At 70.7% G+C, this 24,011-nt stretch carries 24 protein-coding genes, 1 pseudogene and 1 riboswitch; of the genes and pseudogenes, 6 read left to right on the plus strand and 19 right to left on the minus strand.

Going from position 1 to position 24,011, the window contains the following annotated elements; genetic code table 11:
• Positions 1 to 6: 6 nt before the first annotated feature.
• From FKR81_RS00985 to FKR81_RS01010, 6 genes are read right to left on the minus strand one after another with little or no spacing between them, the layout of a single operon-like run.
• Entirely contained in the window at positions 7 to 2,007 is a 2,001-nt protein-coding gene (locus FKR81_RS00985; RefSeq protein ID WP_146348954.1) for an acetate--CoA ligase family protein, read from the minus strand.
• The gene (locus tag FKR81_RS00990; protein ID WP_186762679.1) at positions 2,004 to 2,795 is read right to left on the minus strand and encodes an SDR family NAD(P)-dependent oxidoreductase; all 792 of its coding nucleotides are present in this window, start codon (positions 2,793 to 2,795) and stop codon (positions 2,004 to 2,006) included. Before FKR81_RS00990 ends, FKR81_RS00985 begins: the two co-directional genes overlap by 4 nt.
• Complete coding sequence (locus FKR81_RS00995; protein WP_235921170.1) at positions 2,792 to 4,528, minus strand: ABC transporter ATP-binding protein; 1,737 nt, start codon at positions 4,526 to 4,528, stop codon at positions 2,792 to 2,794. The genes FKR81_RS00990 and FKR81_RS00995 overlap by 4 nt, the downstream gene beginning before the upstream one ends.
• Positions 4,525 to 5,370, minus strand: coding sequence for an ABC transporter permease (locus FKR81_RS01000; protein WP_146348955.1), 846 nt, complete (start codon positions 5,368 to 5,370; stop codon positions 4,525 to 4,527). The genes FKR81_RS00995 and FKR81_RS01000 overlap by 4 nt, the downstream gene beginning before the upstream one ends.
• Complete coding sequence (locus FKR81_RS01005) at positions 5,367 to 6,308, minus strand: ABC transporter permease (RefSeq protein ID WP_146348956.1); 942 nt, start codon at positions 6,306 to 6,308, stop codon at positions 5,367 to 5,369. The genes FKR81_RS01000 and FKR81_RS01005 overlap by 4 nt, the downstream gene beginning before the upstream one ends.
• Positions 6,308 to 7,858, minus strand: coding sequence for an ABC transporter substrate-binding protein (locus tag FKR81_RS01010; protein ID WP_146348957.1), 1,551 nt, complete (start codon positions 7,856 to 7,858; stop codon positions 6,308 to 6,310). Before FKR81_RS01010 ends, FKR81_RS01005 begins: the two co-directional genes overlap by 1 nt.
• A 167-nt stretch (positions 7,859 to 8,025) precedes the next feature.
• Here FKR81_RS01010 and FKR81_RS01015 point away from each other — a divergent pair, with 167 nt between their 5' ends.
• Positions 8,026 to 8,850 (plus strand): TetR family transcriptional regulator C-terminal domain-containing protein, encoded by an 825-nt coding sequence (locus FKR81_RS01015; RefSeq protein WP_146348958.1) that lies wholly within the window; start codon positions 8,026 to 8,028, stop codon positions 8,848 to 8,850.
• A 6-nt stretch (positions 8,851 to 8,856) separates the two neighbouring features.
• Here the strand turns inward: FKR81_RS01015 and FKR81_RS01020 are convergent, their stop codons facing one another.
• On the minus strand, positions 8,857 to 9,624 hold the full coding sequence (locus FKR81_RS01020) for an alpha/beta hydrolase family protein (RefSeq protein ID WP_146348959.1): 768 nt from the start codon (positions 9,622 to 9,624) through the stop codon (positions 8,857 to 8,859).
• Positions 9,621 to 11,174 (minus strand): hypothetical protein, encoded by a 1,554-nt coding sequence (locus FKR81_RS01025; RefSeq protein ID WP_222598126.1) that lies wholly within the window; start codon positions 11,172 to 11,174, stop codon positions 9,621 to 9,623. The genes FKR81_RS01020 and FKR81_RS01025 overlap by 4 nt, the downstream gene beginning before the upstream one ends.
• Before the next feature lie 219 nt (positions 11,175 to 11,393).
• On the opposite strand from FKR81_RS01025, the gene FKR81_RS01030 reads away from it, so the two are divergent.
• Positions 11,394 to 12,248 (plus strand): hypothetical protein, encoded by an 855-nt coding sequence (locus tag FKR81_RS01030; protein ID WP_146348961.1) that lies wholly within the window; start codon positions 11,394 to 11,396, stop codon positions 12,246 to 12,248.
• On the opposite strand, the pseudogene FKR81_RS01035 reads toward FKR81_RS01030, so the two are convergent.
• The 5 genes and pseudogenes from FKR81_RS01035 to FKR81_RS01055 all read right to left on the minus strand — a co-directional run bounded on the left by FKR81_RS01035 (position 12,249) and on the right by FKR81_RS01055 (position 15,587).
• Positions 12,249 to 13,048: pseudogene (locus FKR81_RS01035) on the minus strand (SAM-dependent methyltransferase). It lies immediately after the preceding gene.
• A gap of 89 nt (positions 13,049 to 13,137) precedes the next feature.
• Positions 13,138 to 13,716: a DinB family protein gene (locus tag FKR81_RS01040; protein ID WP_146348962.1), complete on the minus strand. Its 579-nt coding sequence runs from the start codon at positions 13,714 to 13,716 to the stop codon at positions 13,138 to 13,140.
• Entirely contained in the window at positions 13,713 to 14,036 is a 324-nt protein-coding gene (locus FKR81_RS01045) for a DMT family transporter (RefSeq protein ID WP_146348963.1), read from the minus strand. The genes FKR81_RS01040 and FKR81_RS01045 overlap by 4 nt, the downstream gene beginning before the upstream one ends.
• Positions 14,037 to 14,351: a DMT family transporter gene (locus FKR81_RS01050; RefSeq protein WP_146348964.1), complete on the minus strand. Its 315-nt coding sequence runs from the start codon at positions 14,349 to 14,351 to the stop codon at positions 14,037 to 14,039. It abuts the gene before it with no gap.
• An 11-nt stretch (positions 14,352 to 14,362) separates the two neighbouring features.
• Positions 14,363 to 14,427, minus strand: a riboswitch (guanidine-III (ykkC-III) riboswitch).
• Positions 14,428 to 14,441: 14 nt separating this feature from the next.
• Positions 14,442 to 15,587 (minus strand): HEAT repeat domain-containing protein, encoded by a 1,146-nt coding sequence (locus FKR81_RS01055; protein ID WP_186762680.1) that lies wholly within the window; start codon positions 15,585 to 15,587, stop codon positions 14,442 to 14,444.
• Between the two features lie 99 nt (positions 15,588 to 15,686).
• Here FKR81_RS01055 and FKR81_RS01060 point away from each other — a divergent pair, with 99 nt between their 5' ends.
• A complete protein-coding gene (locus FKR81_RS01060) occupies positions 15,687 to 16,190 on the plus strand; it encodes an SRPBCC family protein (RefSeq protein WP_146348966.1) in 504 nt (167 codons plus the stop codon).
• On the opposite strand, the gene FKR81_RS01065 is transcribed toward FKR81_RS01060, so the two are convergent.
• Positions 16,180 to 17,361: an RNA polymerase sigma factor gene (locus FKR81_RS01065; RefSeq protein WP_146348967.1), complete on the minus strand. Its 1,182-nt coding sequence runs from the start codon at positions 17,359 to 17,361 to the stop codon at positions 16,180 to 16,182. The genes FKR81_RS01060 and FKR81_RS01065 overlap by 11 nt on opposite strands.
• Positions 17,358 to 17,753, minus strand: coding sequence for a YciI family protein (locus tag FKR81_RS01070; protein WP_146348968.1), 396 nt, complete (start codon positions 17,751 to 17,753; stop codon positions 17,358 to 17,360). Before FKR81_RS01070 ends, FKR81_RS01065 begins: the two co-directional genes overlap by 4 nt.
• Positions 17,754 to 17,874: 121 nt before the next feature.
• Between FKR81_RS01070 and FKR81_RS01075 the strand changes: the two genes are divergently transcribed.
• The 3 genes from FKR81_RS01075 (at position 17,875) to FKR81_RS01085 (ending at position 20,760) form a co-directional block, all read left to right on the plus strand.
• The gene (locus FKR81_RS01075; RefSeq protein ID WP_146348969.1) at positions 17,875 to 18,243 is read left to right on the plus strand and encodes a hypothetical protein; all 369 of its coding nucleotides are present in this window, start codon (positions 17,875 to 17,877) and stop codon (positions 18,241 to 18,243) included.
• 104 nt (positions 18,244 to 18,347) lie between these two features.
• Positions 18,348 to 19,937, plus strand: a complete 1,590-nt coding sequence (locus tag FKR81_RS01080) for a M28 family metallopeptidase (RefSeq protein ID WP_146348970.1) — start codon at positions 18,348 to 18,350, stop codon at positions 19,935 to 19,937.
• A 64-nt stretch (positions 19,938 to 20,001) separates the two neighbouring features.
• A complete protein-coding gene (locus FKR81_RS01085; RefSeq protein ID WP_222598127.1) occupies positions 20,002 to 20,760 on the plus strand; it encodes a GntR family transcriptional regulator in 759 nt (252 codons plus the stop codon).
• Here FKR81_RS01085 and FKR81_RS01090 read toward each other — a convergent pair.
• From FKR81_RS01090 to FKR81_RS44795, 4 genes are read right to left on the minus strand one after another with little or no spacing between them, the layout of a single operon-like run.
• The gene (locus FKR81_RS01090) at positions 20,741 to 22,021 is read right to left on the minus strand and encodes a hypothetical protein (RefSeq protein ID WP_146348971.1); all 1,281 of its coding nucleotides are present in this window, start codon (positions 22,019 to 22,021) and stop codon (positions 20,741 to 20,743) included. The genes FKR81_RS01085 and FKR81_RS01090 overlap by 20 nt on opposite strands.
• On the minus strand, positions 22,014 to 22,418 hold the full coding sequence (locus FKR81_RS43195; protein WP_186762681.1) for a PTS sugar transporter subunit IIA: 405 nt from the start codon (positions 22,416 to 22,418) through the stop codon (positions 22,014 to 22,016). The genes FKR81_RS01090 and FKR81_RS43195 overlap by 8 nt, the downstream gene beginning before the upstream one ends.
• Complete coding sequence (locus FKR81_RS44790; protein WP_235921173.1) at positions 22,415 to 23,263, minus strand: PTS system mannose/fructose/sorbose family transporter subunit IID; 849 nt, start codon at positions 23,261 to 23,263, stop codon at positions 22,415 to 22,417. The genes FKR81_RS43195 and FKR81_RS44790 overlap by 4 nt, the downstream gene beginning before the upstream one ends.
• The gene (locus FKR81_RS44795) at positions 23,253 to 24,011 is read right to left on the minus strand and encodes a PTS mannose/fructose/sorbose/N-acetylgalactosamine transporter subunit IIC (RefSeq protein WP_235921175.1); all 759 of its coding nucleotides are present in this window, start codon (positions 24,009 to 24,011) and stop codon (positions 23,253 to 23,255) included. Before FKR81_RS44795 ends, FKR81_RS44790 begins: the two co-directional genes overlap by 11 nt.

Below are 24,011 nucleotides of genomic sequence, written 5' to 3' on the forward strand. Positions count from 1 at the left end.
TCCTTTCTACGGGACCAGCACGATGCGGGCGTCGAGGCAGAGCGCGCCGTGCGGGGTGACCGCGACGGGGTTGCACTCGATCTCGGCCAGCTCCGGGTGCGCCGCGGCCACCTCGGACAGCGCGACCAGCACGTCGGCCGCGGCGTCCACGTCCACCGCCGGACGGCCGCGGAAACCGGTGAGCAGCGGCGCGCCGCGCAACGACAACAGCAGGCGGCGGGCGCGTTCCTTCGACACCGGCCCGAGAGCGCACCGGTTGTCGCGCAACACTTCTGCGTACACGCCGCCGAACCCGGCGAGCACGACCGGACCGAACCGGAGGTCCTGGCGCACACCGAGGATCAGCTCGACGGACGTGTCGGCCATCTCCTCGACCGAGCACGCCTCAGGGGTGAGCCGCGTGGCCACGTCGTGCCACGCGTCCTCCAGCGCCTCCGGTGTGTCGATGCCGAGCACGACGCCGCCGCGGTCGGACTTGTGGTCGTCGCCCAACGCCTTGAGCACCACCGGATAGCGCAGCCGCGCAGCGCGCAGCTCGGCGAGCGTCCGCACCTCCGCACCGGGAGGAAACGGCAGGCCGGCGCTGGAGAGGAACCGGCGCGCGGTCCAGTAGTCGTTGCCCCGCAACGGTGGTTCGGCGGGCGGGATCGGCGGGACGCCGGGCGGCACGTGCGCGCCTCTGCGCGTGAGCCGGTCCAGCGCCCAGACGGCGTCCTCGACGGAGCGGTACACGGCCACTCCCCCTTCGCGCAGCACGTCCGCGGCGAGGGAGCGCCAGTTCATGGTGTGCACGACCACGTTGCCCTTCAGCGCGGCGATGTCGTGTGCGGCGGCCAGCTCTCCCGCCGCGAGCGAGGGTCCGTACTCGCCGTAGCCGCCGAAGAACCCGGTCAGCAGCACGGCGTCGACCTCACCGGTCTCGGTCAGCGTCGCGGTGATCCGGCTGAAGCAGCCGATGTCCTGCTCGCCGCCGCCCGCCACGTCCACGGGGTTCTCGGTGGCCGCGGCCGGTGGCAGGTCCGCGGCCACGTCAGCCGCGAGCTCCGGCGTGAACCGCGGGACGTCCATGCCCGCCGCCTCCAGGCAGTCGCTCGCCACCTGCGCCTGCCCGCCGCCGTCGGCGAACACCGCGACCCGCCGACCGCGCGGCGGCCTGGTGCGCAGCAACGCCTGCAGCAGGTGCGCCATCTCGGTGGGCGTCGACACCAGCTCGATGCCCGCCGCGTCACAGGCCGCCTCGACCACCACGCCGTCCGTGACCAGCGACCCGGTGTGCGAACGCGCACCGCGTGCCGACGCCTGGCCGCGTCCGACGGCCAGCAGCACCACCGGCTTGCCCGCCGCGTGCGCCCGTGCCGCGGCTCGCGCGAACCTCCGCCCGTCGCGGAAGTCCTCGCAGTACAACGCGATCGCCCGGGTCTCGTCGTGCTCGGCGCACGCGTCGACGAGGTCGGCCGCGTCGAGGTCGGCCTGGTTGCCGAGGCTCGCGAACCGCGAGTAGCCGAGCCCCGCGTCTGCGAGCGGACCGGCCAGCTCGATGGCGATGTTGCCGCTCTGCGAGATCATCGCGACCTGGCCGGCGGGGAAGTCGTACGACGTGAGTTCGAGGTTGGTGCTGCAGTCCAGCACGCCAAGGCAGTTCGGGCCGAGCAGGCAGGCTCCCGCCTCGCGCACCTTCCGCGCGATCTCGTCCTGCTGGTCGCCGAGTCCGCCGGTGATGCCGACGACCGCGCGGACGCCGATCGCGAGCGCGTCGTCGACGGCCGCGGCGAAACCCTGGGCGGGCACCGTGATCACGGCGAGGTCCACCGGCCCGTCGACGTCGCGCAGACTCGGCACCGTCGGCCTGCCGAGCACGGTCGGCCTGGTGCGGTTGACCAGGTGCACCTCGCGTGACCCGCGCAGGGCGCGCACGGAGATCCAGTTGCCGTACTTGCTGTGGTCGTCGCTCGCCCCGACCACGGCGACCGAGCGGGGCGCGAACAACGCGGTGAGATCGCGGCTCATGCGGGCTCCTGAGGGGGCGCGGGGTGGCCGGTGCCCCACGCGTCGACCCCGCCGTCGACGACGACCGTCGTACCGGTCACGTAGGTCGCGGTGGCGAGGAACGCGATCAGCTCGCCCACCTCGTCGGGTGTGCCGAGCCGTCCGAGTGGAACCGCACCGGCCCATCCGTCGATGGCCTCCTGCGGGTACTGCTCGCGCAGCCCGTCGGTGAGGATCGTGCCGGGCGCGACGGCCACGCTGCGGATGCCGTACCGGCTCCACTCCAGCGCGAGCCCGGCGGCCAGGTTCTCGACCGCGGCCCGCGCGGACGTCGCGTGCACCATGCCCGGAATGCCGCGGCGCGGTGAGAACGCGACGAACACCACCAGGCCCGAGCGGTTCGGGATCATCGACCGGGTGGCGACCTCGCGGGTCAGGTTCCACGCAGCCTCGACCGCCAGCCGGTGCACCGCGCGCCACCCGTTGACCGAGATGTCCTCGGCGGGCGCGATGAACTGGCCACCCGCGCCGTTCACCAGCACGTCGACCCGTCCGAACGCGCCGAGCGCCTGATCGACCAGCTCGGTCACGTCCTCGCGGACGTCGGCGGCCACCGTGAGGCACTTGCGTCCGGCCGCGGCGACCAGTGCGGCCACCTCGTCGAGCGGTTCCCGACGCCTGCCGCTCACCACGACATCGGCCCCGGCGTGCGCGCAGGCCAGCGCGGTGGCCCGGCCGATGCCGGTGCCGCCACCGGTCACCAGCACGACCTGCCCGTCGAGCGCGTCGGAGCGCAGCGCCGGGCTCACTGCGAGAACCTCGAGGTGTCGAACCTCGGCGTGTCCGCCATCAGCGCCTGGGTGTACGGATGTTCCGGCGCGGCGAGGACCTCGGCCACCGGGCCGCGTTCCACGATCCGCCCGTGCTCCAGCACCGCGACGTGCTGCGCGACCGTGCGGACCAGCGCGATGTCGTGCGTCACGAACAACAAGGTCAGCCCCTTCCGCTCGCGCAGTCCGGCGATCAGCTCGACGATCGCGGCCTGCACGGACACGTCCAGCGCCGAGGTGACCTCGTCGCACACCAGCACCTCGGGCTGCGCGGCGAGCGCACGCGCGATGGCGACGCGCTGCCGTTCACCGCCGCTCAGCTGGTCCGGGTACCGAGAAGCCAGCTCCGGCGACAGCGCGGCCTGCGACAAGGCGTCCTCCACCAGGCCGTCCGGCACCTTGCCGAGCAACACCCGAGCAGGCGCGAGCACCAGCTCGCGCACGGTCTTGCGCGGGTTCAGCGACTCGTACGGGTTCTGGAACACGTACTGGATGCGCCGCCGCTGCAGCGGCGTGCGCCGCAACCCGCTGGGCGGCAACGACTCCCCGCCCAGCACGACCTCGCCGCCGTGCCGAGGGTGCAACCCGGCGATCGCCCGCGCCAACGTGGTCTTGCCGCTGCCCGACTCGCCGAGCAGCGCCACGCACTGTCCACGTGGGACGGACAGTGAGATGTCCTCCAGCACCTGGTGCGACCCGTACCAGGCGGACAGCCCGCGCACCTCGAGTGCGGCATCTGCCGACACGACAGGCACCTCGACCCGTTCGACGACCTCGAAGCGCGACACGCCCGCCCGGAAGCACCGCACCCCGTCCTCCAGCGCGGGCACCTCGTCCCGGCACCGGTCCACCACCAGCGGGCACCGCGGCGCGAACGCACACCCGGCGGGCCTGCGCACCGGCGACGGCGCATGCCCAGGGATGCCCCGGATCTCGCGCCGCCCGTCCAGATCGGGAACGGCCATCAGCAGACGAGCCGTGTAGGGGTGCTGAGGGGAACGCAGGACCGTCCGAGCAGGACCGGTCTCCACCACGCGACCGGAGTACATGACCGCGATCCGGTCGGTCAGCTCGGCGACCACCGCCATGTCGTGCGTGATGTAGACGGCCGCGCACGAGTAGGTCGCGCACATCTTCCGCACGGTTTCCAGCACGTGCTTCTGCGTCGTCACGTCGAGCCCGGTCGTCGGCTCGTCGAGCACGATCAGGTCCGGCCTGCCGAGGAACGCCATCGCGATCGCGACCCGTTGCTGCTGCCCGCCGGACAACTGGTGCGGATACCGCCGCAGGAACACGTCGGTGTCCGGCAGCGCCACCTCGCGCAACACCTCGCGGACGCGCGCGTCGTCACCACCGCACTCCCCCAGCTGCGTGCGAATCCGCAGCGCCGGGTTCAACGCCGACGCGGGCGACTGCGGGATGTACGCGACGGCGTCACCGCGCATCCGGCGCACCGCGGCGCCGGCGAGATCCACACCGTTGATCGCGACCGAACCGCCGGCCAGCTGAGTGCCGCGCTTGTAGTAGGCGAGCAGCGCCAGGCCCAGCGTCGTCTTGCCAGAACCCGACTCCCCCACCAGGCCGAGGATCTCGCCCGGCCGCACGTCGAGGTCGACGGAGTCCACGATGGGCGCTCCCGACGGGACACCGGCCACCGTCAGCCCGCGCACCCGCACGCCGGTCAGCACCTCCGTCCTCTCGGGCGTCGTCACCGCTCCACCCCTCGCCCGAGTCCGGCCGACGCGCGCGCCAACCCGTCGGTCACCAGGTTCGTGCCGATGGTCAGCACGGCGATCGCCACGACGGGCAGCACCACTGCCCACGGCTGCACGGTCAGCGCGATGCGGTTCTCGTTGATCATCAGACCCCAGTCGGCCGTCGGCGGCTGGAGACCGAGCCCGAGGAAGCTCAGCGCGGCGATCAGCCCGATCGAGTACGTCAGCCGCAGGCCGAGCTCGACCATCAGCGGGCCCGTCACGTTCGGCAGGATCTCGCCGGTCATGATCCGCAGCCTGCGCGTGCCGGTGACCTCGGCGGCCTTCACGAAGTCGCGCTCCACCACCATGAGCGTGGCGTCGCGCATGATCCGGGCGACGCGCGGCGCGTGGCTCAACCCCACGACCGTCACCAGCAGCCACACCTTCGGCCCCGCGATGCTCACGAACAGCAGCGCCAGCACCACCTGCGGGAACGCCAGCACCACGTCGCCGATGCGCATGATCAGCTCGTCGCGCCACCCGCCCCGGTACCCCGCGACCATCCCCAGCGCGGTGCCGACACCCACCCCGACCACCGTCGCGGCGATCGACAGCACCAGCAGCAGCTGACCGCCGTGCAGGAACCGGCTCAGCACGTCGCGCCCGAGGTTGTCCGCACCGAACAGGGAGTCGCGGCCGAACGGCACGCCGACGAAGTCCGTCGGGTCGTGCGGCGCGACCAGCGGTCCGAGCAACGCGGTCAGCACGACGAGCGCCACGAGCACCAGCCCGACCCGCGTCCGCCCGGTCCGCGCCGCGGTGCGCAGCAGTGACGCCGGAGCGACGGCCGCGGTCATCGGATCGCCGTCCGCACGCGCGGGTTGGCCACCAGGCTCACCAGGTCCGCGAGCAGGTTGACCACGATGTAGAGCGCGGCGATCAGCAGCGCGAGCGCCTGCACCACCGGCAGGTCCCGGTTGTTCACCGCGTCGACCAGCGCGTAGCCGATGCCGGGGTACCGGAACAGGAACTCGACCACGACGACACCTCCGGCGAGCCACGCGAGCTGCAACGCCACCACCTGCGCGACCGGACCGACCGCGTTGGGCACCGCGTGTCGCAACAGGACGGTCCGTTCCGGCAGGCCCTTCAACCGGGCCTGCTGCACGTACTCGCTCTCCAGCACCTCGATCATCGTCGCCCGCATCATCCGCACGATGTACGGCCCGACCGCCAGCACCAGCGTCAACGCCGGCAGCACAAGATCCACGAACGTCACCTGACCGGTGCCGACGTACACCGCGGGCAGCAGGCGCAACGGGCCGGTGGCGAACACGATCACCAGCGTGATGCCGACGACGAACTCCGGCAACGCGGCGAGCACCAGCGTCACCACCGCGGTGACGTGGTCGGCCGCGCGATCCCGGCGCACCGCCGACCACGTGCCGAGGAACATCGCGAGCGGGGTGCTGACGACAGCGGCCGTGAGCATCAGGACCAGCGAGTTCACGATCCGCGGCCCGACGAACTCGGCCACCGGCAGGCCGTTCACGAGCGACCGGCCGGGATCGAACGTGAGCAGCCCGCCGAGCCACGAGAAGTACTGGCTGACCAGCGGGTCGTCGAGGTGCAGCTCCAGCCGCAGCGCCGCGAGCCGTTCCGGGGTCGCCTCGCGGCCGAGGATCGCCTGCGCGGTGTCACCGGGGAGCGCGGCGGTCGCCAGGAACACGACCACCGACACCGCCCACAGGATCAGCGCGCCGAAGACGAGCCGCTTGACGGCGAGCCGGACCATCAGGCCGACATCCAGGCGCGACGGAATCCGTACGACGTGAGGGGCACACCGCTGCGGTCCGGCACCAGGCCGTTCACCCTGACGCTGTGCGCGTCGACCTGGTTCGCGAAACCCCACACGATGTAGCCACCGGAGTCGTACTCCATCCGCTGCGCCTGCTTGATCAGCTCGGCGCGCTGCTTCTCGTCCACAGTGGACCGCGCCTGCGCGATCAGGTCCACGAACTTCGGGTCGGACCAGTGCGTCTCGTTGTACGGCGCCCCCGGCACGCTGCCCTGCGCGGTCTGCGGCAGGTACGAGCGGGTGAACCAGAAGTCCTGCGCGAACGTCCACTTCAGGTAGTTGTCGCCGTAGAACTCGCCCGAGTCGACCTTGCGGACGTTCACCGTCACGCCCGCGGCCTTGGCCTGGTTGGCGAACACCTGCGCGGCCTCGACGAGCCCAGCCGCCACGGCCGAGGTCACCAGTTCGACCGTCAGGTTCTCCTTGCCCGCCTGCTTGAGCAGCTCCTTCGCCCGGCCGATGTCCTGCTTGCGCTGCGGCAGATCCTTCGCGTACGCGGGGTCGAACCGCGCGTACAGGTCGTTGCCCACCACGCCGTGCCCGCCGAGCACCTGCTTGACCATCTGCTCGCGGTCGACGATCAGCCGGAACGCCTCGCGCACCCGCGGATCGTCGAACGGCGGCTGGTCGACGCGCATCGTGAACGGGGTCCACGCGCCGGTCTCGGAGTCCAGCACCTTCAGCGCCGGGTTCGCCCGCACCACCTCGATCTGCCCGAGCGGCAGCTGGTCGATCACGTCGACCTGGCCGCCGAGCAACGCGTTGACCCGCGCGGTGTCGTCCGGGAAGTCGATGATCACGATCTCGTCCAGGTACGGCTCGTTCTCGCGCCAGTACTTCGGGTTGCGGGTGAACGTGCTCTGCTGGCCGGGCTCGAAGCTGCCGAACGCGAACGGCCCGGTGCCGATCGGCTTCTTCGGGTCGTAGCCGATGGGCACGATGCCGTTGTTGTACTGGGCGAGCTGGTCGGCCAGCACGGCGTCGGGCGTGCGCAGGTTCAGCCGCAGCGTGCGCGGGTCGACGATCTCGATGCCCGCCGGGTCGATCGCGGCCAGCCCGACCGCGCCCGCCTGCGGCTTGGCCGGGTCGACGATCCGCCGCAGGCTGAACGCGACGTCCTCGGCGGTGACGGCCTTGCCGTTGTGGAACTCGACGCCCTGGCGCAGCCGGATCGTCCACGTCTTCGCGTCCGCAGACGGCGTGACCTCCTCGGCCAGCGCGGGCTGGATGCGGAAGTCCGTGTCGTAGCAGAGCAGCGAGTCGTAGAGCTGCAGCACGCGTGCCTCGTCCGGGTGCGTCACCGGCGCGTGCACGTCGAGCGAGTCCTTGGCGGAACCGCCGACGATGCCCGCGCGCAGTCTGCCGCCTCTGCGCGGCGGGCCACCCGCCGCACCCGGTGCGGCCTGCGTCCCGCACCCGGTCAACAGCACGGCACCGCCGGCGACCGCCCAGCGCAGCACATCGCGGCGTGTTGATGTTGCGGACATGGTGGAACCTCCCAGCGCGTCGGGAGAGCATTGCGCTCATCTGACTGACTCACCAGTCAGAAGGTCTCAATACGGTGACCGGTTCCTCCTTGGCATGTCAAGGGTTCTTTCATCCAAATCGGTTATTGACCGTTGAGATTTCCTCATCTTGTGCTTACCCTCCGACCATGGCCGCCGACGAGGTGCTACGCGCGCGCGTCCGTCAGCTCATGGCGCTGACCGACGGCAGCCAGCGCGCGTTCGCTGCTCGCGTCGGCATCGAACCCAGCAAACTTTCCCGCTCGCTGGCCGGGAAGCGCCGGTTCACCCCGTGGGAGCTGGCCCGGATCGCCGAGACCGGCGGCGTCGCGGTCGACTGGCTCCTCGGCGGCGACGGCACGCCCGTCCCGCCGGACGAGGCGCCTGCGGGCCACCGCGACCAGCGCCGCGACGAGATACTGGTGGCCGCGTGGCGGCTCATCGCCGAACGCGGCTACCACTCGGTGCGGGTCGCGGACATCGCGCAGGCGTGCGGCACCAGCCCCGCCGCCGTGCACTACTACTTCCCCACCAAGCAGGACGTGCTCAACGAGGCGCTGCGCTACTGCGTCGAGCAGGCGTTCACCCGGCAGCGCGCCGAGCTGGGCCTGATCGACGACGCGCACCAGCGGCTGGTCCGCCTGGTCGAGATGCAGCTGCCGTGGCCCGGCCGCGTGCGCGACGAGTGGTCGATCTGGCTGCAGTTCTGGTCCGAGGCCGCGTTGCGCACCGAGCTGCGTCCCGCGCACAACGAGTTCTACGCCCGCTGGCGCGAGGCCGTGGTGCGGATCATCAGCAAGGGCCAGCGGCAGCGGGTGTTCCGGCAGGACGTCGACCCCGAGGACGCGGCACTGCGGTTCACCGCGCTGACCGACGGAGCCGCGATCCAGGTGATGACGGGCGCACCCGGCATGACCCTCGACCGGATGCGCGGGCTGCTGCTCGGCTTCATCGACCGCGAGCTGGTGGCCTGACCGTGGTCACACGCGGCCGAGGAAGCCCTCCACGGTCGCGGCGAGCTCCAGCCGGTGGTCGGACAGCGCGTGGTCCGCCGCGAAGACGTGGTGCTCCAGCCGCGCCGACGCGTACGCGGTCACGAGCGGGTCGTGGAACACGCCGCTCGGCGTGACCTCGTCGAGGCTCGTGCCGACCAGCAGCACCGGGCGACCGGCGAGCCGATCGGCCAGCCCGGCGAGCGACCACCGATCACCGGCCTCGAGCATCTCGTCCATCAGCGCCGCGCCACTGGTGCCGCGCAACGGAAGCAGCCACTGGTCGAACTGCTCCGTCCAGTGCGCGCGCAACGCCGCGTCCGCACGGCACGCGGCGGCCGCGCGTCCGATGTCGAAGCCGGAGATCGACGCCGCCGCGGTGATCGAGGGATCCGCGGCCGCCGTCATCAGCGCGACGAAGCCGCCCATGCTGTGCCCGACGACGGCCACGCGGTCCGGGTCGACGCGGTGCTCGGCCAGCTCCCGCACCGCGCGCGTCACCAGTGCGGCGTCCTCGAGCGCGTGCGTCCACGACCACGACCCGCCGACGCCCCACGAGCCTCGGTAGTGGAAGACCAGGCTCGCGTACCCCGCCCTGCGCAACGACTGCGCGAGGTCGAAGTTCCTTTCGTAGCCCGGAAAACCGTGCAGCACCACGACCACCGGGTGCGGCCCCGGTCCGGCTGGGACGTGCAGCACGCCGTACAGCGTCTCGCCGCCGCTGGTGAACGTCACCGAGGAGGTACTGGTGTTCATGGGATGGGAATACCACACCGTTCCTGTTCAGTGAGCAGGAGTGAGAGTTGAGCTCGGTTCCTGTCGCTGCGCGTGTCCCGAACGGTGTTGGGCACGCTGGGATCCCGTGTTCGCGTCCCTGCCCGGCTGCGCGCATCGTGTGCGTGGTCCTTGGCGGGTGGACGGGATCCCTCACGCATGCGGCCACTCGGTCCGGCCTGGACGGTCCGATGCCCTGCGCGATCGCTCTGGTCGTGCGGGGGCGGTGCCGTCCGTCGCCGGATCGGGTAGCCGTGGGCGCGTCGCCCGATCGCGACGCTCGCGGCGTCGTGCCGGGAAACCCTGCGGGTCGTGCTGGTGAGAGGTTTCTGCCAGTGCTCGGCGCCCCACTGGGAGGTGTAGGCCGGGTCGACGGCGACGATGGTGATGCCGTGTTCGACCGCCATCGACACCAGCCGGGCCCTCAGGCGTCCGGTGGGCATGCCAGAGATCAGCTGCCGGAACCACTTGCGCCTGCCGTGTCTCTCGCGGGTCTTGCAATCGGCGAAGTCGAGGTCTTCCACCGCGATCGCCTTGGCGCCGGACCGCCTGGTCCAACGCAGCAGCCGAGTCAGGGCATGCCGGACCTGCGCATCACGATGCGCTGCGGTGCCGGACAGATCGTAGGAGAACCGGCACGGGCCGCCGACCGGATTGCCGTGCGCGTCGAGCCGCCACGCGGCGAGGTGGTCAGCGTTCATGTCGACCCCCACCACACCGCCGGCGAGTGCGACGGGCAGCGGAGAGGCGGGCACGACCAGGTTCTGCCACGAAGCGGTGACATACCAGCGGTCGCGCGTGACGTCGTGGTGGATGCGGTACGCGACAGCCTGGTTCGCCGCGACACGAGCAGCCCACTGATCGCCGCGGTGCCGGAACGTCACCGTGCAAGCGAGGACGTAGCGGCCCTGCGGAGCGTTGGCCAGGTACGCGAGTGGTGCGGGCAGCTTGATTCTCACCTGGCCGTCAGGATCAATCCGGATCGTCTCGTTGCCGTGCGGCTTCCCCGACTCGCCGTCCGCGGACAAGAACATCCGTGCCGATTCCCACTTCGCCCGCCACTGCGGCTCGGTCAACTCCGCGGCATCGAGATGATGTCTGGCGTTCAGCAGCCGCCGCCCACCCCGCACCACCCGCACCCGGCCGGCGTCACGATCAGCACGCACCGCGGCCAGCCGGTCTTGCAGCACGCCCAGTCGTCGGGACTTGGCGAACCACTCATGCCTGCTGCGGTATCCGCCCGGCTCGCGTTTCACCCCCGGCGCCCCGACCGGCAGCGCCAGACGACGTTCGATCGTCGCGACACCCGCCTCCAGACGGCGGATGCAGGCCGCCTGACCACGGCGTGCCAACCCCCACTGCTCATGGCTGGCCTTCGTGATCGCACCAGCCCACCGCGATGACGACGCCCCTGTCAGGCCTTGCTTGCGCGCCGCCCACCTGTCCATGCAATGCTGCAGCCCGTCGGCGCACCGCGTCTTCAGATCACGCGATGCCAGCGAACCCAGATGGGCACCCACGAGCCGCAACACCTCGACATCTCGTGGTGCGAGGCACTTCAGCCGATCCCGAACTGCCACACCGGCCGGACCCGGCACCACGAACGACGTCGCAATTGGACGCAACACAGGCCGGGACACAAGATGATCATATCGAACACATGAACGATCCACTGCCCTAGCGGCCTCGACACCGAACTGTTGCCACCCCCGAAAGACGAAAGAATCTCATCTTTGGTTACCCTGGGTGCCGTGGCAGCCACACCGAGCCTCGAGACCTTGTTGCGCACCGGCCCCTTCCACGCCGCGCTGCGCGCGGCCATCCGACGTCGCGGGCTCACGCTAGACCGCCTGCGCAGCCATCTGGCCCGACGGGACATCTCAGTGGGACTGTCCACACTGAGCTACTGGCAGCAGGGCCGGGTCAGACCGAAGTCGCTGCACGTGATCGCGGCGCTCGAAGCCATACTGCGATTACCGGAACGGGCGCTGCTGGACCTGCTGGCGCACAGCGGGCCAGCCGGGTGGCCGAAGGAGATCCCCCATCTGCTACCGGGTTTCCGCGCCAACGACCTGGAGATCGTCGCCCGCCACGACCGCGTCACCGTGGACGAGCACCACCGCCTGAACCTGGTGCACAGCAACCTGATCACCCGCGCCCGCGCCGACGGCGTCGACCGGTTCTTCGCGCACTACTACGGCGACGAGGAAATCCCCGCGGGCCCCGTCATCACGACACCGCTGCGGAACTGCGCGCTCGGCCGCGTCGTCCACGAGCCCAGCGAGAACGCCGTCGTCTCCGAGCTGCTCTTCGGTCACCCGCTCGACACCGGCGACACGTGGGTGTTCGAGTTCGAGTCGCACGTCCCGAACACCACGGCCTGCACCGACTACTGGCAGGGCGTCCGCGGGTTCGAGGAGCACGTGCTGATCGAGGTGGAGTTCCACCCGGACGCACCGCCGGTCGACCCGCACGTCGTCGTCCAGGAAGGACCGGACGACGAGCCCCGACGCCTCAAGGATCTCCGCCTGCGGCACAACGCCGTGCACCACCTGGAGACCGGGGCCAGTGCGGACTGGATCGGCATCCGGTGGTCGTGGCGCTGACTACGGCTTGCGGCCCATCCCGACGTACACGTCCTGCGGCCCGCCGGTGACCGCGCCCGGCTCCGGGTGCCACAGCGGAGCGGACACGACGCCCGGCTCGACGAGGTCCAGCCCGTCGAACATCGCGCTGAACGCCTCGTGCGAGCGGAAGTGCATGGGGTCGCGGCTGTGCTTCATCGCCTCGACGACACCGCCCATCTCCTCCGGCTTGTAGTCGGCGGTGAGGTGCGACAGCGCGACCAGGCTGCCGGACGGCAGCAGTCGCGGTAGCGCGCGACGATGCCCGCCGGGTCCTTCTCGTCCGGGACGAAGTGCAGCACCGCGACCATGAGCAGGCCGACCGGCTGGTCGAAGTCGATCAGCGACGGCAGCTCGGGACTGCCCAGCACGGCTTCCGGATCGCACAGGTCCGCGTTGATGACGGTGGCGTTCGCGTCGTCCTCCAGCAGGAGCTGGCTGTGCGCGACGGCGACCTCGTCGTAGTCGACGTACACGACGCGGATGTCCGGGTTCGCGTGGTGCGCGATCTCGTGGACGTTGCCGACCGTCGGGATGCCGGAGCCGAGGTCGAGGAACTGGGTGATCCCGCGGTCCATCATCTCGAGCACCGCGCGCCGCAGGAACGCCCGGTTCGACTGGGCGATCTCCCTGCCGGCCGAGAGCACCTGGAGCACCCGCGATCCGACCGCGCGGTCGGAGGCGAAGTTGTGGCCACCGCCCAGCAGGTAGTCGTACACCCGCGCCGCGCTGGGCACCCCGGTGTTGATCTCGGCTGGCACACAGGTGGACTGCTCGGTCATCGGCTCCCCCTCCACAGAGTCGGGTCGAGCCTACTGTTCACAGCCGCCGAGATCCGGCCCCGGATCGAGTGAAAACGCGAGGTGCGGGCTCACGCGAAGCGGCGCGCCACCGCCTCGATGGTGTGGTGCCGTTCGTCCCACCACGCCCGGTCGACGGGCGGCAGGTAGTCCTGCTCCGCGCCGTGCCCGATGGCCCCGTCGACGAGCTCGCGCACGATGTCCGCGTGCCCGGCGTGCCGCTGGGTCTCGGCGATCACGTGCACCAGCGCGCGGTGCAGGCTGATCCGCCTGCGCTCCTCTGGCCACCACGGTGCGACGCCGATGTCGTCCAGCGCCACCGCCTCGAAGGTCGCGTCGGCGTGCGCGCACGCCCGCCGGTAGACGTCCACGACGTACTCGCGCGACTCGTCCTCGGTGGCCCAGTGGTCCGTGCCGGGCGGGGCGTCCGGGACCAGCCACGCGGGCGGGTCGGGGAAGGGCCTGCCGAACACGTAGCCGAAGTACAGCACCTCGACGATGCTCAGGTGCTTGACCAGCCCCAGCAGGTTGGTGCCGGTGCGGGTCAGCGGGCGGCGGATGTCGTACTCGCCCAGCCCTTCGAGCTTCCACAGCACCGCTTCGCGCGCTTCGTTCAGGTAGTGGCGCAGGTCGTCCTTCGGGTCAGTCATGATTCCCCCCGCACGAACTTCAGTCCGATCACCGATCCGACGATGCCCGCGAGGAACACGATCTTCAAGACGGACACCGGTTCTTGTCCCATGATCATCGTGACTCCGACGGTCAGCGCCGCGCCGAGCCCGACCCACACGGCGTACGCGACGCTCACCGGGATCCACCGCATCGCGACGGCGAGCCCGCCCATGCTGAGCACCAGCGCCACCGCGAACACCACCGTCGGCACCGGCTCGGTGAACCCGTCCGACGCGCTCAGCGCCGTCGCCCACACGGCCTCGAACACCGCGCTGATCACGAGCACCGCCCACGCCACTCAGCTCACCGCCTTCAGGCCGGCGACGCAGCACACCAGGCACAGCAACAGGAACACGCGCGCGACCGTGGCCTTCTCCTTGCCGGTCGTGATCGCCCACACCGCGGTGAGCGTGGCGCCGACACCGACCCACACGGCGTACGCGGTGCCCGCGGGCAGGTCGTTCATGGCGTACGCGAGACCGGTCATGCTCAGCACCAGGGCTGCGAGGAAGAGGACGGCCGGTCCTCTGCGGGTGAACCCGCGCGACTCGGCGAGTGCGGCGGCCCAGACGGCCTCCAGCACGCCGGACGCGATCAACACGACCCAGGCCACGACTCACTCCCATGGGCCAGTCTTGTCGCTGAGCGGGTACTGAACCGTCGTCCGCAGGCCCTGCCGAGGCCTGGTACGAGCGTACCAAAATCAGATCTCGAGCGCTCCCCGCGGGTGGCCGTGCTCACGCCCGCAGCCGGTCAGCGCGAGCAACCCGTGCCCGCTGATGCCGACGTCCCAGGCCAGTGAGGCGATGTCGACGGACATCTCGGCCGCGACCGTGGTCGCCCAGCAGTCGTCGCGGTCGTCGTCATCCTCGGGGTACTCGTGCGGCGGCATCAAGCCTTCCTCGACCGGAAGCGGCTCACCGACCTGGTCCTCCGACGCGAACGCGTCGTAGTACCTGCGCACCTCACCGCGCTCGGCGACGCACCACGCCGTCCACCCGTCGCCGCAGCTCATCCCGTACCAGTGCGCGGCACCGAACGCGCGGCTCAGCTCGGCGCACCGGGTGCCGACCTGCTTGCCGTCGTGGTCGAGCGGCCGGCCGAACACCAGCGTCCAGCCCTCGAAGTCGGGGCTCACGTACACCCTGGAGCACCCGGCGTGCGGACTGTCCCGTGTGGACGCGTGCTGGTCGTTGTTCCACGCGGCCGCGCCGAGCCGCATCGTCACCGGCACCGCGTCGGACAGGTCGAACGCCTTCAGCACGGCGGCCTGGTCGGTGGTCGGCAGCGCGTACCAGCCGCCGCACAGGTGCATCTCCTCCGGGTCCTCGTCGAGGAGCTTGACCCGGATCAGCCGCTCGACCAGCGCGCGGTCGGCGTCGTCGAGCGCCTCCGGTCCCCCGACGTCGGCGAGCGCGACCAGCGCCGCGCGCCGCTCGTGCACGGTGCCGGTGCGGCGCAGCTCGCGGAGCAGCGGCACCACGCCCGCACCGATGGCTTCCAGCGCGAACCCGGCCCGCCGTCGCACGTCGCCGTCTTCGTCGCACAGCAGCGGCAGCAGGGCGTGCGCGTGCGGAAGCGCCTCGGCACCCGCGGCCTGCAGCACGTACGCCGCGTGGTCCCGGACCGTCGGGTGGGGGTGCGTCAGCGCGGGCACGTACCGCCCCAGCGGGACCTCCAGTCCGCGGAACGCGTGCGCCGCGTTGCCCGCGACCTCGCGGTCCTCGGTGGACGCGAGCGTCTCCACCAGCGGGTCGAACGCGGCGTCGCCGAGCTTCTGCAGCCGGGCGGTGACGACGTGCCAGTCGTCGGGGTCGGCGAGCCGCTCGATGAGCGTCGGGATCTCCACGGCGCAGGACCGTACGACAAATTTTCGGCGGGGACGGCGAGTTCGCCCGCTCGGCTCCGACCTCGTGGCGACAGTGCCCCCGAACGGCAGGAGAGAGACATGCGAACGGACTACGTCACCGGTGCCCGAGTCGACGTCGAGCTGGAGCTGGACGTGCCCGCGCAACGGCTGTGGGAGCTGATCACCGACGTGACCCGGATCGGCGAGTGGAGCCCGGAGTGCGTGCACGCGGACTGGCTGGACACCCCTGGCGTGGGCGCGCGGTTCGAGGCGCGCAACGAGTTCCCGCACGGTTTCGTCGGCCACGTGATCTGCGAGGTCACCGAGATGACGGCGCCGACGCGGTTCGCGTGGACCGTGGGAGGCAAGGACGTGATCGACGACGACGATCACAAGACCGAGTCCCTTTGGTACTACGAGCTGGTGCCGCAGGGGTCGAAGGTGCTGGTGCGGCACGGTTTCGAGCACGGGCCCGGCATGACCGGACTGCGCGAGCACGTCGAGGCCAACCCGTCGCGGGGAACGGACATTCTGGAGGGCAGGCTGCGCGAGCTGCGGGAGAACATGACCACGACCCTGCGCGCCATGGCGGCTAGCGCGTGACGTCCAGCCTCGCCGCGCGGCCCTGCAGGTAGCGCTGCTCGGGGAGGCTGGTGGTCAGGCTCGCGGCCGTCCGGTAGCAGGACCGGGCGGCCTCGCGGTCTCCCGCCATCTCCAGCAGATGTGCTTTGACCGCGTGGAACCGGTGGTGTGCCGCGAGTTCCGCTTCGAGTGGTGCGAGGAGTGCGAGCCCTGCCCGTGGTCCGTGCGCCATTCCCCGTGCCACGGCGTGGTTCAGCGTCACGACCGGGCTCGGATCCAGCTGGTGCAGCAGCTGGTAGAGGCCGACGATTTGCCGCCAGTCGGTGTCTTCCGCTCGTTCGGCCTCGGCGTGCACCGCCGCGATGGCCGCCTGCACCTGGTACGGGCCGAGCGGCGCGGTCTTCAGCGTGTCGGTGATGAGCGCGATGCCTTCGCGGATCTCATCCTTCTTCCACCTGGCGCGGTCCTGCTCGTCGAGCGGGACGAGGTCGCCTTCCGGTGTCCTGCGCGCTTCGTGCCGCGCGTTCGTGAGGAGCATCAACGCCAGCAGTCCCGCGATCTCGCCGTCGTTCCGGATCGCGTGCATGGTCCTGGTGAGCCGAATGGCCTCGCCGGCCAGGTCGTTCCTGACGGCCGTGTAGCCCTCGTTGAAGATCAGGTACAGCACGTGCAGGACGGTGCGCAGCCGTTCCGGCAGCTCTTGTTCCGGCGGCAGGACGAACTTCGCGCCTCTGATCTTCTGCTTGGCGCGGCTGATGCGCTGGGCCATGGTGGCTTCGGGGACGAGGAACGCCTGCGCGATCTCGGTGGTGGTGAGGCCGCCGACCGCCCGGAGCGTCAGCCCGATCTGGGACGCGGGCGTGAGGTCGGGGTGGCAGCACAACATCAGGAGGGTCAGCGTGTCGTCCTGATCGCTGACCTCCGGCTGTTCCTCCTGGGCCGCGTTCATTTCGCGCCTGCGTTGCGCGGTCTCGCTGCGGATCTGGTCGATCATGCGCCGGTTGGCGACCGTGACGAGCCAGCCGTCCGGCCGGTCGGGGATGCCTTGCTCCGGCCACTGCACAGCCGCCGCGAGCAGTGCTTCCTGCACCGCGTCCTCGGCGTGCTCGAAGTCGCCGTACTTGCGCACGACCGCCGCGAGGACCTGCGGCGCCAGCCGGCGCAGCAGGTCCTCGATCTCGCGCCCGGTCACACGTCCTGACCGGAGAAGTCCATGATCGGCCGCACCACCACCGGCCCGAACCTGGCGTCCGGGAACCGCGCGGCGATCTCCACGGCCCGTTCCGGGGTCTCGCAGTCGACGATGAAGTAGCCCGCCATCTGCTCCTTGGCCTCGCCGTACGGGCCGTCCGTCGTGACCGGCACCTTGTTGTGGACCCGGACCGTCCTGGTGGTGATCGGGTCGGCCAGCGCCTGCCCCTCCACCAGCTCGCCCGACTCGGCGATCTCGGCGAAGAGCGCCTCCTCACCCGCGACCATCTCGTCGCGCTCGGCCTGGGTCATGGCCTCGGCTTCCTCGGTGTTGAGGAAGACCGGGTGGCCCCAGGTGCGCGGGTTGCTGTAGATCATGATCAGGTACTTCACGTCGGCTCCTTCTCGATCTGCCCAGCGTTTCGCATCGAGGTCGGAGCCGCGCGCCCAGGCTCGACATGGCTGCGGCGCGGGTGCGGCTTCACGGGCTGCGTCCGCCCGTACCCTCTGCGCAATGGACAGGAAGCACATCGTCTGCGCGCTGACGTTCGGCGTACTGGCACTCCAGACCGCGGCGACCCTCATCTGGCCGAGCACCCCGACGCTCACCGGCGTGGCACTGGCCATCAACGCGGCGGCAGCGGTGTCCACGACCCTCTTCCTGCGCCGCCCCGCACACGCCCCGTGGCTCGTGATCGCCTGGTGCGCGAGCTTCTTCGGCTGGCACGTGCTCGGCCTCGGCACGCTCGCCGACTGGTGGACCCCGGACCTCGCGGCCGTGTTCGGCATCGCGAGGAGCCTCGAGCTGTCGATCGCCTACCAGGCGGTCGCGACCACCCTGGCGGCCTTCGCCGTCCACCTGGCGCTCCCCAGGAAGGCATGAGCGAGCACCGAAACGGACTACGGCATTCGACCAACAGATGTAACGCAGGTCACACCTCGCGACGACGGACTTGTGCGGGCTTTCCACATGCATGGAGGCAGCACATGTCCCTACGTCCATGGCGCCGCGCCGCCGTCACAGCCGCATTGGTGCTGATCACACCGGTCGCACTGGCCGATCCGGCGCTCGCCGACCCCACCAACAACTCCCCCGCCAAGCTCACCAAGGCGGTCACTCTCAACGGGGTGCTGGGCCACCTCAGGGCCTTCCAGGCCATCTCCGACACCCACGGCGACCGGGCCGCGGGCAGGCCGGGGTTCCGCGCATCGGTCGACTACGTGGTCGACAAGCTCCGCAGGGCTGGCTACCAGCCGACCGTGCAGGAGTTCGAGTTCGCGTACCTCGAGGACAACTCCGCGCTGGAGCGGCTCTCCCCCACGCCGAAGCACTACCGGCAGAACCTCGACTTCGTCCGCAACGCCTTCACCCCGACCTTCCTCGGTGAGGCGACCGGCACCCTCTACCCCGTGGACGTGGTGCTCCCGCCGGGCGCCGTGCCGAACACGAGCACCAGCGGGTGCGAGGCCGCGGACTTCGCGGGCTTCCCGGCGGGCGGCATCGCGTTGATCCAGCGCGGTAGCTGCAACTTCTCGCTCAAGGCGCTCAACGCGCAGGCCGCGGGCGCGGCGGGCGTGGTCTTCTTCAACGAGGGCCAGCCGGGTCGCACCGACATCATCTTCACGATCGGCGACACGCCGGGACTCGCCATCCCGGTGGTCGCCGCGACGTTCGCGGTCGGCGCCGAACTGGCCGTCGGCAACCCGATCGTCAAGGTGAAGGTGGACTTCTTCGAGGACACGCGCACCGCGTGGAACGTCTTCGCCGAGTCGGAGAAGGGCAACCCGAACAACGTCGTGATGGCGGGCGCCCACCTCGACAGCGTCCAGAACGGGCCGGGGATCAACGACAACGGGACCGGTTCCGCCACGGTGCTCGAGGTCGCGATCCAGATGTCGAAGGTGAAGCCGAACTCGAAGGTCCGGTTCGCCTGGTGGGGCGCCGAGGAGGACGGGCTGCTCGGGTCGGACCACTACGTCGCCACGTTGCCGCAGGCGGAGCGGGACAAGATCGCGCTGTACCTGAACTTCGACATGGTCGGGTCGCCGAACTACTTCTTCGGCATCTACGACGGCGACAACTCGGGTGGCACCGCACCGCCTGACTTCATCCCGCCCGGCTCGGCGCAGATCGAGGACGTCTTCGAGAAGTTCTACGCGGGCCGCGGCCAGCCGATGGACGACACGCCGTTCGACGGCCGTTCGGACTACGGGCCGTTCATCGCCGTCGGCATTCCCGCCGGTGGCCTGTTCACCGGAGCCGAAGGCGTGAAGACCGCCGACCAGGCGACCAGGTACGGCGGTGTGGCCGGCGCGGCGTACGACCCGTGCTACCACCAGCCGTGCGACAGCTTCACGCCCGTCGCCGACGGCGCGGACGCGGCGCTGTACGCGCAGCTCGACGCGGCGTACGACCTGCGCGGCAACCTCAACGCGCACGCGCTCGACGTCAACGCCGACGCCATCGCCACCGCGGTGATCACGTTCGCCTTCGACACGTCGGCCGTGAACGGGGTGCGCGCTCCCGGAAAGTCCCACGGGGCCCCGAAGAGCGCATCCGCGAAAGCCGCCGCCTGAGAAAAGCCAGGCGTGCCCGCCAGATGGGCACGCCTGGCGCCCACAACTCGTAGATACTGGTGCCGTGCCGCGCGCCAAGCACGACCTCGACCCGTCGACGGACATGCCGACGGAGCTGTTGCTCGACCGCCCCAAGGGCGGCCAGCTCGGCGAGATACTCGAGAACCTCGTCATCGCGCTCGGACCAGGCGTGCTGCTGCCGTCGGAACGGGTGCTGGCCGACCGGTACGCCGTGGCCAGGATGACGGTGCGCCAAGAGCTTTCGCGGCTCGCGGCGGACGGCGTGGTCGTGCGCAGGCCGCGGCTCGGCACGTTCACCGCCGAACCCAAGACCGCGCAGGTCGACCTGGTCACCTCGTTCTCCGGCTACGCCCGGCAGCACGGCATGACGCCGGGCGCGAAGGTGCTCAACGCGGACGTGGAGCTGGCGTCGGCGCGGCTGGCGGACCTGCTGGAGGTATCCGTTGGGCGGCCGTTGATGCGGCTGGTCCGGCTCCGCACCGCGGACGGCGTGCCGATGGCGATCGAACGCACTTACCTTTCGGTGGACCGGTTTCCCGGCATCACCGAGCTCGACTGGTCGAGCCGGTCGCTGTACCAGGAGCTGGTGCAGCGCTGGGGGGTGAAGGTCGAGACGACGAGCGCGCGGATCTCGGCGGTGCTGCCGGAGCAGGACGAGGCCAAGCTGCTGCAGATCCCCCGCACCCAGCCGTGCTTCGTCATCGAGGGCACGCCCCGCGACTCGACCGGCCTCGTCGTCGAGACCGGTCGGTCGATCTACCGGGCCGACCGGTACGAGGTGATCACGCAGGTGCAGCACTGAGTCGAGCGCTGTGCAGCAGCTGCACCGACTGCTCGACCAGCAGCTCCCCCGCGTCCGCGTCGAACAGGCTCACCAGCGCCTCGTACAGCTGGCGCTCGTGGCCGTCCGCGTCGGCGACGTAGCCGAAGTAGCCGTCGCTGTAGCCGACGACCCTGGTGACGGGGAACGGGCTCGTGGCACGAATCCGCAGTCCCAGTGAGCCGAACAGCTCCACCGGCAGGTGCACCCACGCGACCTCGCCGAGCGTCACCACGCTCAGCGGCAGGTCCAGTGTCGCGGGCAGGTCGGCCGGTGCCAGCGCCGCCAGCGCACGCGCACCTTCGAGTCGCGTCTGGTTGATGCGGCCCGCCGGGGTGTCCGCCGCCAGGCCCGCGCACGCCATCAGCGGATGCATCGCGGTCGCGGGCGGCACCTGCCGCACGGGCAGCGTGACCGTCTTCCGGTGCACCGAAGGCACGACCGCGGGCAGTGGTGAGCCGTGCGCCAGTCCGGTGAGGATCGTGGTGGCCAGCAACCCGCCGATCCGGTCGACCTCGCCGTGTTCACGGCTCTGCCGGATGAACCGCGGGCTCGCGTCCCCCGCCGCGCCCTGCAGGAACCCGATGACCGCGGCGGGCAGCGCCTTCGACAACGCCGCACGCGCGGCACCCGGCCAGTCCGCCGACCACGCCAGGTTCTCCGGGCCCAGCACGGTCGGGTGGCTGGCGTAGTCGAACAGCAGGCCGTCGATCGAATCTCCGGCACCACGAACCGCGAGCACGCCGGTCGTGTTGTCGTGCGGGCCGTCCGGGCGGTTGCGGTTCGTGCCGACGCCACTCGTCGACACGTCGCACCAGGACAGCGTCACGGGTCTGCGCAGGCCCGGCAGCTCGGCGAGCGCCGAGTCGACGCGGACCAGCAGGGTGGCGACGAGGCCGTCGTCGCGTCCGCCGGGCAGCGACGGGTGCAGCCTGCGGGTCCAGCCCATCGGCGCGGCGTGGGTGTGCGAGGCGCAGACGACGACGCGGTCCGCCGGGATGCCGAGCCGGGTCGAGGCGCTGCTCGCCAGCAGCCCCACCAGTTCGGCGTCGACGGCGAGCGAGTCGAGGCTCAGCCACAGCACACCCGGATCGTCGGCCGTGCTCAGCCAGAACGCGCTGACCTCCAGCGCGTCGTGCGAGTGCGTTGCCTTGCTGGTGCCCCTGGCGACGTAGCCGCCCATCGGGAACCCGGCGGGCGGCGTGACGTTCGCCCGCGTTCCCGCGAACAGCAGCTCAGCCATCGGTCGCCCTCGACATCAGGCTCACGTGCATGATCCCGCCGCGGCCGGCGTTCAGCGCGACCTCGGCGAGCTCCGCCGCGGTCGCGGCCCTGCTGGTGAGCACCTCGACGAGCATCGGCAGGTTCATCCCGGTGAGCACCTCGACGTTGTCCCGCAACGAGGCCACGACCGCGGCGACGTTGTGCGGCGTGCCGCCGAAGACGTCGGTCAGCACGACGGCCTCGCCGCCCCCGTCCAGTACCCGGACGAGCTCGTCGCGCAAACCCTCCGGCGCCATCTCGGGCGGCAGCTCCACGGCGTGCAGCCTCGACTGCGCGCCGAGGATCAGCTCGACCGCGTCGCGCACCCCGCTCGGCAACGCGCCGTGCCCGACGAGAACCACTTGCGGCGCAGTCACTTCGGCACCTCCGGCAGCGCGGGAGCGAACCAGCCGAGCCAGCCGAGCAACAACCCGATGGCGGCCACGATCGAGATGATCCAGACCAGCTTGAGGCGGAACTTCTTGATCAGCAGATAGGTCCCGGCCGTCACGAGCACGGGCAGCAGGAACGGCAGCACCGCGTCCAGCTGCTCCTGGACCTTGATCTCCTGCACGGTGCTCGTGCCCTGCACGTCGACCTGCTGCCGGTAGGTCAGCGTGGTCACGATCTTGACGATCGACGGGATGAACCCGCCGAGCACGATGAGCCCGAGCACCGTGGCGCCCTCGGTGAGCCTCGTCAGCGCACCGGTCGCGAGCCGCGCGGCCAGCTTCGAGCCCTGCTGGTAGGCCCACACGAACTGCCAGCGCCGCACCGCGAAGTAGGGCACGAGCACCATGACCGCGGTGAAGATCGGGCCGAAGATGCTGCCCTGCAACGCCCACGACGCGCCGATCGTGAAGATGATGCTGTTGTACAGCGCGAAGGTGATCGTGTCGCCGACGCCGGCGAGCGGCCCCATCAAGGCGACTTTCAGGCTGTGCGCCGAGGACTTCGCCCCGGCCTCCTCCATCGCGACGGCCGCGCCGAGCACCAGCGGTCCGCCGATGAACGGCGAGGTGTTGAAGAACTGCAGATGCCGCTTCAACGCCGTCGAGTAGTCCGCGGGGTCCGGGTTCAGCCTGCGCAGCACGGGTTCGATGGCGTAGCAGAAGCCGAGCGCCTGCATGCGTTCGTAGTTCCAGGAGATCTGGAACGACCAGAAGTACCGCCAGAAGGCGCGGTTGAGGTCCGCGCGCGTCACCGCGTTCTCAGTGGACATCGGCGGTCTCCTCGCGCTTGCGCAGCGCCATGTACATACCTGCGATCGCCAGCCCGAACAGGGCGATGCCGAACAGCGGAACCTTGAGGTAGGCGAACAGGACGTAGCCGAGGATCGGCAGGTACCAGTACTGGCGCAGCGGCATCACGGTGAGCAGCAACCCGAAACCCACTGCGGGCAGAAGAGATCCGGCGAGCGCCATGCCCGTCGTGAAACCCTCGGGGATCGACTGCGTGATCTTCTGCACCACCCCGGTCGACGCCGCCCACGCGGCGAGGAACGTCGGGATCGCGCGGACCGCCGCCCACGGCGTGAACGCGGTCCAGTGCATCAGCGCTATCCCCCGCGCGTTGCCTTCGTCCGCGTAGCGATCCGCGCGGTGCAACCAGAACGCCGGCAGGAACCGGCCGATCGGGTCGAGCGCGGCGAGCAGCAGCGCGGCGGGCAGGCCGACGCCGAGCCCGAGCGCGACCTGTTCGGACAGCGGCGCCGTCGTCGACGCGGCCAGTGCCGTGCCGACGATCGCACCCGTCTGGTAGTCGGGAATCGTTGCGCCGCCGTAGGTGTAGACGCCGAGCGCGGTCAGTTCGAGCGTCGCGCCGATCGCCATGCCGAGCACCGGCTGGCCCACGATGAGGCCGGCGAGCGTCCCGCCGATGAGCGGCCGGTTCGCGAAGATCAGGTTGGGTCCGAGAGCGTCGTAGATGCATGCGATGCTGAGCAGGGTCAGCAATATCGCGACCAGCAC

The organism is Lentzea tibetensis (assembly GCF_007845675.1).
GTDB lineage: Bacteria > Actinomycetota > Actinomycetes > Mycobacteriales > Pseudonocardiaceae > Lentzea > Lentzea tibetensis.

What these genes read in the sequence shown, in the direction of transcription:
- FKR81_RS00985 (WP_146348954.1), bottom strand. Translation starts at nt 2,007, where the DNA reads ATGAGCCGCGATCTCACCGCGTTGTTCGCGCCCCGCTCGGTCGCCGTG.
- FKR81_RS01000 (WP_146348955.1), bottom strand. Translation starts at nt 5,370, where the DNA reads ATGACCGCGGCCGTCGCTCCGGCGTCACTGCTGCGCACCGCGGCGCGG.
- FKR81_RS01005 (WP_146348956.1), bottom strand. Translation starts at nt 6,308, where the DNA reads ATGGTCCGGCTCGCCGTCAAGCGGCTCGTCTTCGGCGCGCTGATCCTG.
- FKR81_RS01010 (WP_146348957.1), bottom strand. Translation starts at nt 7,858, where the DNA reads ATGTCCGCAACATCAACACGCCGCGATGTGCTGCGCTGGGCGGTCGCC.
- FKR81_RS01015 (WP_146348958.1), top strand. Translation starts at nt 8,026, where the DNA reads ATGGCCGCCGACGAGGTGCTACGCGCGCGCGTCCGTCAGCTCATGGCG.
- FKR81_RS01020 (WP_146348959.1), bottom strand. Translation starts at nt 9,624, where the DNA reads ATGAACACCAGTACCTCCTCGGTGACGTTCACCAGCGGCGGCGAGACG.
- FKR81_RS01040 (WP_146348962.1), bottom strand. Translation starts at nt 13,716, where the DNA reads ATGACTGACCCGAAGGACGACCTGCGCCACTACCTGAACGAAGCGCGC.
- FKR81_RS01060 (WP_146348966.1), top strand. Translation starts at nt 15,687, where the DNA reads ATGCGAACGGACTACGTCACCGGTGCCCGAGTCGACGTCGAGCTGGAG.
- FKR81_RS01075 (WP_146348969.1), top strand. Translation starts at nt 17,875, where the DNA reads ATGGACAGGAAGCACATCGTCTGCGCGCTGACGTTCGGCGTACTGGCA.
- FKR81_RS01080 (WP_146348970.1), top strand. Translation starts at nt 18,348, where the DNA reads ATGTCCCTACGTCCATGGCGCCGCGCCGCCGTCACAGCCGCATTGGTG.
- FKR81_RS01090 (WP_146348971.1), bottom strand. Translation starts at nt 22,021, where the DNA reads ATGGCTGAGCTGCTGTTCGCGGGAACGCGGGCGAACGTCACGCCGCCC.
- FKR81_RS44790 (WP_235921173.1), bottom strand. Translation starts at nt 23,263, where the DNA reads ATGTCCACTGAGAACGCGGTGACGCGCGCGGACCTCAACCGCGCCTTC.